The organism is Siphonobacter sp. BAB-5385 (genome assembly GCF_002261125.1).
GTDB lineage: Bacteria > Bacteroidota > Bacteroidia > Cytophagales > Spirosomataceae > Siphonobacter.
In genome coordinates this window covers 1-9608 of the sequence record NZ_NMPS01000036.1, presented here as the reverse complement: position 1 = coordinate 9608, position 9608 = coordinate 1, and the positions used below count along the sequence as shown (strand labels likewise).

At 46.5% G+C, this 9608-nt stretch carries 8 protein-coding genes; 2 read left to right on the top strand and 6 right to left on the bottom strand.

Annotated features, from left to right (window positions below):
* Both BWI93_RS03065 and BWI93_RS03060 read left to right on the top strand, forming a co-directional pair.
* Window positions 1-327 carry a hypothetical protein gene (locus BWI93_RS03065; RefSeq protein WP_094808698.1) on the top strand — a complete coding sequence of 109 codons (327 nt, stop codon included), beginning with the start codon at window positions 1-3 and terminating at the stop codon, window positions 325-327.
* A gap of 27 nt (window positions 328-354) precedes the next feature.
* Window positions 355-3501 carry an SGNH/GDSL hydrolase family protein gene (locus tag BWI93_RS03060; RefSeq protein ID WP_094808697.1) on the top strand — a complete coding sequence of 1049 codons (3147 nt, stop codon included), beginning with the start codon at window positions 355-357 and terminating at the stop codon, window positions 3499-3501.
* A gap of 89 nt (window positions 3502-3590) precedes the next feature.
* Here BWI93_RS03060 and BWI93_RS03055 read toward each other — a convergent pair whose 3' ends face one another.
* The 6 genes from BWI93_RS03055 to BWI93_RS03030 form a co-directional block, all read right to left on the bottom strand.
* The gene (locus tag BWI93_RS03055; RefSeq protein WP_094808696.1) at window positions 3591-4415 is read right to left on the bottom strand and encodes a hypothetical protein; all 825 of its coding nucleotides are present in this window, start codon (window positions 4413-4415) and stop codon (window positions 3591-3593) included.
* Window positions 4416-4458: 43 nt separating this feature from the next.
* Window positions 4459-5580, bottom strand: coding sequence for a site-specific integrase (locus BWI93_RS03050; RefSeq protein ID WP_094808695.1), 1122 nt, complete (start codon window positions 5578-5580; stop codon window positions 4459-4461).
* Window positions 5581-5774: 194 nt separating this feature from the next.
* A complete protein-coding gene (mnmE, locus tag BWI93_RS03045) occupies window positions 5775-7115 on the bottom strand; it encodes a tRNA uridine-5-carboxymethylaminomethyl(34) synthesis GTPase MnmE (protein ID WP_094808694.1) in 1341 nt (446 codons plus the stop codon).
* Between the two features lie 79 nt (window positions 7116-7194).
* Window positions 7195-7479, bottom strand: a complete 285-nt coding sequence (locus BWI93_RS03040; RefSeq protein ID WP_094808693.1) for an SCP2 sterol-binding domain-containing protein — start codon at window positions 7477-7479, stop codon at window positions 7195-7197.
* Between the two features lie 143 nt (window positions 7480-7622).
* Complete coding sequence (locus tag BWI93_RS03035) at window positions 7623-8609, bottom strand: oxygenase MpaB family protein (protein WP_094808692.1); 987 nt, start codon at window positions 8607-8609, stop codon at window positions 7623-7625.
* Window positions 8610-8648: 39 nt separating this feature from the next.
* Complete coding sequence (locus tag BWI93_RS03030) at window positions 8649-9548, bottom strand: aldo/keto reductase (RefSeq protein WP_094808691.1); 900 nt, start codon at window positions 9546-9548, stop codon at window positions 8649-8651.
* Window positions 9549-9608 lie beyond the last annotated feature (60 nt).

Below are 9608 nucleotides of genomic sequence, written 5' to 3'. Positions count from 1 at the left end.
ATGACTCAGATAGAACTCACCATTGCGGATCGTGCAATCATCGCTTCGCTACTGCCCCAGCGGGGCGGCAAAATAAAAATGCTCGTGGCCAAGTCAGTAGCGGATTTGATAGAATTCTCACTGTCAGAAATCCAGCAGTTTGAAATGAAGGACTCAGGCGATGGATTGATCACTTGGAATCCGGCAAAAAGCCAAGCCTTCCAATTCGATTTTTATCAGGATCAGATTGATCTAATTAAGGAATGTCTAGCCGATGCCGATAAGCGGGAAGCGATTACCCGGGAGATGTTACCCCTGATTACCAAACTCGAAACAGTAAAAAATTAACTCGTTCACAGTCAAAATTTTAATGTTATGGGAGTCCTTTTTGGAGTAGGCGATTTCGGACTGGAGGATCTATTGATAGCGGCACAGACAGCCGAACAAACGGCGGTTACCGCAAAAAACCAGGCTATTGCTGCGGCTGAATCAGTTAAAGACGGTATTCCTCAAGGCCCTTGGAATGCAGCAAGTAATTTGCCTGCGTTAACAGCTAATTCCTCAGCCTTCCCAGAGGCCGCTTTTTTCGATGTAACCTTTGGTGGAGCAGCTCCTTTCTCAGGTGTCAATTTTCTGGCGGGCGAAATGATCGAAGAAGGGGCAAAACTCAAAAGGCAAGGCACCCAATGGTACAAGGTACCTTTTAGCGTTGGCGATAATAGCATTTCAGGTCGCAAAATATCGGATAAGGCAGTCACGCCCGGAAAAACGTCGTTCATGGTTCCAGGCAAAAACCTTTTTGATAAAAACGATCCTGGAAACGTAACGGGGAAATATGTGCGTTTTGACACAGGGAGTCTGGCGGATAATGCTACTTATTTAGCAACTTCGCTTATTCCTGTTAGTGGGAATACTACCTATTCGGCGACTATCATTCGTCAAACGGCTTACTATACAGCTAGTAAAACGTACATTTCCGGAATCAATATTACCGACAGTACCAGCTCTTTTACTACACCTGCTAATGCCGCTTATGTTCGCATGTCCATCCCCACAACACTGGTAAATGTGGAAGCGTACCAGATTGAATTGGGATCTGTAAAAACGGCTTATGAACCATTTTCGCCAGTGTTGTCTGGCGTAGCCATACCCGACAATTCTGTAACGGCTAATAAAATAGCCAATAATAGCATTAATGCTTCAAAGCTGTCCGGCGGATCGGTAACAGCGGATAAAATAAGTAATGGTGCTATTGGATCTGATAAAATTGCAGTTGAAGCGGTCAGTCCAAGTCAAACCAATTTTATCAAACCCGGGAAAAATAAGTTCAATATAAACGACTCCGGAAACGTTATAGGCAAATATGTTAGTTCGACTAACGGAAATCTGGTAGATAACTCCACGTATAATTCAACGCATTTCATTCCTGTCATCCCTGGAACAACTTACTACCCCAGCTTCAAGCACCAATTAGCCTTTTACGATTCATCAAAGATTTATATTTCAGGCTTATCCAATACAAGGACTGATCAATTTTTCACAGTTCCTGCAAACGCTTATTTTGTGCGTATTAGCGTCGGTACTGGTGGCTGGAATGTTTTTCAGTTGGAAGAAGGTTCCACGGGAACGGCGTATGAAGCTTATTTGGTAAAAATTACGGGGGTTGGCGTTAATTTGAACGATAATGACGTAAAAACGTCCAGCATTCAAAATAATGCGGTTACTGCTGATAAGATTGGATCGGGAGCGGTAACGCCCACGAAAGCCAATTTTTTAACGGTTGAAACAGGCGTAAATAAATTTAATAAAGCTACAGTTACGAGTGGTATTTTCATGAATACAAACGGATCTACTCAATCAAATCCTACGTATGCTTTGTCAGATTTTATTCCTGTAACCGAAAATCAGGAGTACTACGGAAAAGCTACCGGGGCGGCTGGCAGTATGCGTTTTGTGACTTATTTTGATGCCAACAAAACCGTGGTCCAGCCTGGGATGGGTTCGGCTGGGTATTCGTTCACGCCACCAACAGGGGTAAGGTTTGTCCGGCTTACCATGAGCATTCAGGATCTGGATATTTTCCAGCTTCAAAAAGGCTCTTCTTCACTGCCTTATCAGGCATACGAAGAATACTATAAGATTGCAATGGAAAGTGGCCCTAAGCTAAAAGCGGACGCGGCTACGGATACACTTTTATCTACAATAACCGACTACGTAAAAGCTAATATTTCTGTTGAAAAGCCCCTGGCGGAAGAACTGACGATTGCTCCTAAAATCTATTGGCCTACAAACCGTGAACTAGCAATTTATCCCGAAAACATGATGAAGCAATGGGATAAATGGAAGGGTCACGTTGATATGTCAGTTTCGTCAATTTCCAACGCTAAACAAACGGGAAGGGCTTTAAAACTTACGCCCGTTTCGGGGCCTAGTGCCTTGATTGGATCAGTGCTTGATGCAAATTACGATCAGGCATTTTCCTTTACTTCGTCGATTATAGGTGTCGGTACAACAAATACGAATCCCGTTAAAATTATGAATATCGGGGATAGTTACACGTATCGTAGTTCCTTTGTAAATCGACTGATGGCGGTTGTTCCGGGCGGGGTTACTTTCTTAGGTACTAGAAATACAACTTCCTCGACGCCTACGATCTTAAGCGAAGGCCGGGGGGGGTGGTTGCTTCAGACGTATTCAGTCCTGAATAAATCCCTGTATAGCCCCTTCATTCAACCTACTGCGGGTAGTTATTTATACAAGGGAAATACTGAATTCTGGATCAAAGCAAACGCGGGGCTTTCCGATACGGTAGGGCAAGGCTACGATTACAACCGTTTCGTTTTTGCTGATCAGTTTGACCCTGCAACTGGGTACCCAAAAGTTCACCGGGCAAATGATGTAATTTACGATAATGCCCAAAGTAAGTTTTTCTACAGTACAGGTTCTGCTTGGGTAGAAATCGCTGAATCAACGCTGAATTTTGGCCTGAACTTTGGCAAATATCGTCAGTGCTGGGGCGTTGACGCTCCTGATATTGTTCATATCATGTTGGGTACGAATGATTTCGCTGGATCTACTGGTACAACCTTTGTCAATTCGTGGCCTGCCTATAAAACGCGGTATGATGCCTTAATCGCTTCCATCAAAGCAGACGTCCCTTCAGTTAAAATCATTGTAGGGGTTCCCTGTTCTTCGGGTCAGCAGGGCAACGAAGGCGTAGGGGCTTTTAATCGTAGAAAGATAGCCTACTGGTTAGCGGCAAAGAATCTTATTGATACGTACAAAAACCGGGAGTCTGAATCTATATACTTGGCAGACTATCACAGTACAGTAGATCGAACGTTTGGGTACGGTCGGAGTTACGAAAAGCCCTTTCAGAACTATACGGGAGCCGAAACTTTGACGCTGACCGCTCAGCAAACCGAAGCGTATACTTCAGATGCTGTCCATATTAGTCCAGATGGTTTCAACCAAGAGGGCGAACAGTACTTAGCTCTGATCCAATATTTGAGAAGTTTATAAATGAAGAATCCGGGCGAAATAACAAAAAAGCACTTAGCGTTTTAAAAGCTAAGTGCTTTTTTGTACAGTCATAACTAATTAATGATCAACTACTTAAACTCCAAAAAGGTCCAATTATGACCACATTTTTTACATGTACAATTATAAGTAATTGTATAACGTGTAACATCTCGAGTCTCAAGAATATTTACGTATGAACCTGTAGGGACGCCACTATTCATCACAGGATGTCTTACATAAGAACTAACCTTTTCTGTATATCCATCACTACGCTCTTTCTTAATATCTGGATTCCATGCTTTACATAAACGGCAGGCAAATTTTATCTTTCTTCTTATATAAATAAATAAACCATATAAAATTAATAAAGCGCATATGCCCATAAAAACATTGATCTGGAAAGCTCTGATAGTAGCTTTTCTTTCCCTTTCTCTCTTTTCAAACTCTATTTGTTCGCGCCAATTGGCTAAGTACTTATCAACTTTTTTTACTGTTTCAGGATTATCTCTATAGGCGTTGTTAGTATATACTTTGGCTGCTTGTACAGGACCTTTAGCAGGCTTTACGTCTTCTTCAAAAATGTAAAGTTCTGTTGAAAACCCAGGGCCAGGACCATCAAAATCTATATATTGTTGGATCCACATACCTGAATGCCCGTCATATTCGCCTTGAAAAAAATCTCCCCCACTTACTTTTAATATTTTTCCCTTTTTAATTTTAAGAGGTGTTCCACAACAATCGTAAACTCTAGCATTATTTGAAATGACTTCAAATAAACCTCCTTGTTTTATTATATGGTCAAATCTTTTGGGGTATGCTCCTTCTCCTATTAAGTGTAACCCGTCTTTACAGTTTTGGCTGAATCCGTTAAAACATGTGTAAAACACAAAAAACGTTAGTAAATATCTTTTCATAGGTGTAGGAATTTAATAATCGAATAACAATATACAACCAAATCTATAAATTCAAATCAGGAATCATATTCACTGCATCCTGTTTTTTCTTATCCATTACTTTAGCATATATCTGCGTGGTCTTTAGATCTTTATGGCCAAGCAATTTTGATACAGTAAATATCTCTGCTCCCAGATCGAGCATCAGTACGGCGAAGGTGTGGCGAGCACAATGGAAGGTTATCGATTTTTCGATTCCTGCTTTCATGCACCACTTTTGCAGCTCCATATTATGCCAGGCCGAATACTTGAGGCCGACGAAAACCCGTTCATCGGCTTTGCCCCTCTGGCCTAAATACGGCTCAGCCTGTTTACTGATGTCCAAGTACTCGTTTGACTTGGTTTTCTTCTGGGTGTAGCGAAGCCTTACCGATTCTCCGTGTTCCTGTACTTCTCGCCAGGTAAGTTTTTGAACGTCGCTCCAACGCAGACCCGTCAGGCATGCAAAAAGGAAAGCCCGCTTTAAAACCGGGTATCTGCACTCTGTTTTAATGAGAGCTTTGATTTCATCAAGCGTCAGATAGCTCCGGTCAGGCTCACCCGCTTTGGGGCTTTCCATAATGAGATTTGGATTGATGGGGAGTATACCCTCCTCAAAGGACTGCTTGAGGCAGGCCTTTAATTTATTGAAGTAGCTATGCTTGGTATTTTGGGAAAGGGGCGTACCGCTCTTGGTGCGGGCTTTCTTTTCCAGGTAAGTCCTAAAGCCCTCAACGAATTTTACATCAACGTCTTTGAACGTAGTGCTGGACTTACAGTATTTCTCAAGATGCTTTAAGGCACTATCCCAGTTACCGTAATTGCCTTTCGAGTCGAGTCGTTCCTTGGCCACCCGCTCAAAGTATTCGAGGAAATTCAACTCGAGCTTAAAGGCAGAGCTAAAGCCGTACTCTTTGTTCTGAATCTCGACCTGGCGTTTGGCTCGGATGGATTGAGCCAGTTGAAGGGTCTCTTTGTTTTTGGACCGGTCGGCCGCCGATTTAGGTGGGATGAGATAAAGCTTTAGATATTCATAGGTCCGCTTCCCATTTAAATAGATATCGAGGAAAAGGCTTTTCACTCCGTCTTTGAGATCCTTTTCCCGCAAGCGGACGGTTTCTTTTGCAGTAGTTTTCCTAAGTGCCATTTTTGTTTCTTTTGTTTCTCGAAGGCTGCCGAGACACAAAGGAGAAACAAAAATGGTAGGTTAACAAATAGCTAAACGAAGCAACGAGAAACAACTATTTTAATTTATATCTTTTATAAAATACTGATATACAAATATTTAACTTCTATTTATGGTATAATTGTTTCGTTTTGCTTCTTGTTAATACTCTGTCCTTACTTGCCGATACAAAACTTAGAAAAGATATTCTCTAACAAATCATCCGTCGTAATTTGTCCGGTGATTTCGCCGAGGTGTACAAGGGATTGGCGGATGTCCATCGCTAGCCAATCCTGGGTGATGCCGGCATCGAGGCCTTCGAGGGCACGTTGCAGGGCAGTATCGGTGGCGGTTAGGTGTTCGTAGTGGCGGAGATTGGTCACTACGGTATCGTTGGTCCGCTGGAGGTTTACGCGGTCCACGAGGCGTTGCTTGAGTTCTTCAATGCCCTGGCCAGTAGCGGCAGCAATAGAAAGATCCGCAGAAGGATCCGCGTACACATCCGCTTTGGTGTGAATACGTATCACCCGTCCGGGCTCCGGTACCCGAGCTGCAAACAGAGCCTCAAATTCGGCACTGGCTACGTCCGTGCTGCTTAGCTTGAGAATAATTTCGGCCCGGTCCAGTGCGGCCAGCGAACGTTCGACGCCGATGGCCTCTACCCGATCACTGGTTTCCCGAATGCCTGCCGTATCCAGCACGCGAAACTTGATTCCATTTAAAACCAGGGTGTCTTCAATGACATCGCGGGTGGTACCGGCAATTTCGGTCACAATGGCTTTTTCTTCGTTCAAAAGAGCATTCAGCAGGGTCGATTTCCCGGCGTTGGGCGGTCCTACAATCGCTACGGGCACGCCCTCTTTCAGTACGTTGCCCAACTCAAAGGAGTCAATGAGGGGACGTAAGGTCTGCCGAATGTTACGGATGAGCTGACGCAATTGCGTACGATCCGCAAACTCGACATCTTCTTCGCCAAAATCAAGCTCCAGTTCAATCAGCGAAGCAAAATGAATCAGTTGCTCGCGTAGCTGAGCAATGTCTTTCGAAAATCCCCCGCGAATCTGGTGAATCGCCGCCCGGTGACTGACTTCCGTATCCGAGGCAATCAGATCAGCCACGGCTTCGGCCTGAGCCAAATCGAGTTGCCCATTCAGAAAAGCCCGTTGCGTAAATTCGCCGTGCTGAGCCATCCGGCAGCCGTTTTTAATGAGCAGACGAAGAATCTTCTGGATGATGAAGCTGGAACCGTGACAGGAAATTTCAATCGAATCCTCGCGGGTATAGGAATGCGGCGTTCGGAATAAACTGAGCAAGACTTCATCCACAATTTGTCCGGCTTCGTCCCGAATGGTTCCGAAGTGGATGGTATGCGTTGCCTGATCGCTCAGGTTTTTGCCCCGAAAAAGTTTCTGAACAATGGGAAAGGTTTCCGGTCCTGAGACCCGAATGACGCCAATGGCACCGATACCCGTCGGCGTAGCGAGGGCACAAATGGTGGAAGTAAACGAACCTGACATGAGAAGGGGAATTCAGGGCGGATTAATCCGTCAACCAGCAACAACAGCCTCTGCGGTAATAAACCGCCCTGAAGGCGACTTAAAACAGCGACTGCAATTTCATGGCGAGCGACATATCACCCGTAATTTTAATTTTACCGAACATCAGAGCCGTCATCGGATTGAGGTCACCCGTCATGAGTTTACCCAGATCTTTGGCACTAATGCCAATCGTAACATCCGATTCGCGATCATCGTTCGTTACGGTACCATCGCGATCAATGACGATGTTTCCCTCATCGGTCTGAAATTTGATTACGTCACCCGTACCGCCTTTCTGGGCGGCGAGTTGCTTGATTTTAGTGTCTACTTCTTCGAAAGTCATAGAATTGCTGGCTGTTGACGAACGGATCGTCTTTTCATGAATAATTGGGTAATCGCCTTTTCGGTCCGTCAGCGGATCGCGTTCAGTCTGAAAAAGGCCGCAAATTGGCTAGTTCTCCCGAAAATATCAAACCAGCCCAGGCATCAGGGACGGAAAAAAATTCGCATCGGTAACAAGCGGACCAGTCTTTTTTCCAGCGGTACCGCCGGCAGTGCCAGTTGATCCGCGTACTCATCCCCCAGCAAAAACCGCATCTGAGCCGCCGGCAGAGTCTTTAAACCTTCGGGTACGGTATCTTCCAGTGCCCGTAGCAAGGCCTGGGTTAATTGCTGTCCTTCGGGCGAAGGTCGGAACAATCGCCGGGCAATGGATTGTCCCAGTACATAAGCCTCCCGCAGGTTTTCGGGTAGCAAGTCTTCCGGTACGCCACTTAAGTAACCTACCACTTTCCAGAAATGGAGATAAGCCTCCGCCTCTTTTTCGTTGGGTTCAATTCCGTTTTTCCGTAAGCCCTGAATGATGATATAGCTAAATGTCAGGTTGGTACCGGCCATATCTTCCTGGTTGACGGGCTCGCCCCAGGCGGGGTTCCATCGATTCGAATGCCGGCAAAACCAGCGTACAACGGCATGAATCAGGCGTACGTTCAAAATACGTTCGATGGCGGAGGGATACTTTCCCTGCCAGGCTTCGGCCTCCGTAATGCCAAAGACAAAAGCCCCGGTTTCTTCCAGCCGTTGCCGCGTGTCGTTCTGCATCCGTTTGGAAAGAGCCAGTACCTGCACCCCATCGGCAGCCAGGTAAGCGTACGGTAGCGACAGGCAGCCCAGCAACAAGGTAATGGTATCGCGATGCCGCTGAAAAAGGCGAATGCCGCTAGCCATCTGCTTGGCATCAGCCCAGTCGGGCAGTCGTCCCTCTTCACAAAGAAAGCGTCGGCACTCGGGTACCTCTTTCAGCGGAATTTTGCCTTCCGTCCGTTGCTGGAGAAAGGTGCGTACCCCCGCCGGGCCACCCGCCGCGGCCACCTGTTCAATAATCGCATCGGCGGCCGGATCGGTTTGTTGCCGGTAGTGGCTGAGTAGCTCGTCCGAGAAATATCGCGTGGGTTTGATGGTACGTAAGAGCATACGAGCATTCGTTTGGCTTTCTATCTCTGATAACCCTTTTTAGGAAGCAGAAATTCGATGTTCCTGATAATTGTTCGCCGCCAGTACAGCACCGAGTGCCGCGTATTCTTCCGCACTCAGGCTGGCGTCACCCGCTCGCAGGGCATCCAGTAACTGCTCCGCCGTCCGAACACCTACCACGGCTGATACCACGGCTGGCGGATACAAGGCGTACCGAATGGCGGTAGCAGCCGGATTCCGTTCATTCGTACTCAGGGCCTGTACGGCTTCAGCGGCGGCTCGTACTTCCTCGGCCGTATAATTGAGATAGGTATCCGCAGGTTTTCCGGCCAGCAGTCCTTTCGCGACGCTACCGCGGGCGAGTACGCTGATGCCGTGCTGGTGCAACAGCTCCAGGCAGGTTTCTTCCGGACGACGGTCCAGCAGACTATACTGCATCATCACACTGGCGATACTGGAGCGATTGACGTATTGTTCGATCACATTCGGCCGGATGGATGAGATGCCGTACGCCCGGATTTTTCCCTGCTCTTTCAGCAATTCAAAGGCTTCAATGGTTTCATCCATCGGGTCATCCATGGTACCGCCGTGTAACTGGTACAAATCAAGATAGTCGGTTTGCAGGCGTTTCAGACTTTTTTCGACCGAGGCCAGAATGTAGTCCTTCGTCGGGTTCCAGTCCCAGCCTTTGCCATCGGCCCGCTCCTGATTGCCCACTTTGGTCGCCAGTACGATTTCTTTCCGGTGGTCTTTCAGTGCTTCACCCATGAGGCGTTCGTTTTCGCCCTGGTCGTAAATATCCGCCGTATCAAAAAGGGTAATTCCTTCGTCGAAGGCCTTTTGGAGCAGTTTCGTAGCCGTATCTTTTTGCAGTGACATGCCGCCAAAGGCAATTTCACTCACTACTAATTCCGAGGAGCCTAATCGAGTATACTTCATTCGGGTAAGGTTTTACTACGCTTGAAAAAGGATGATGCCAGCCCCGGGGCTGGCATCATC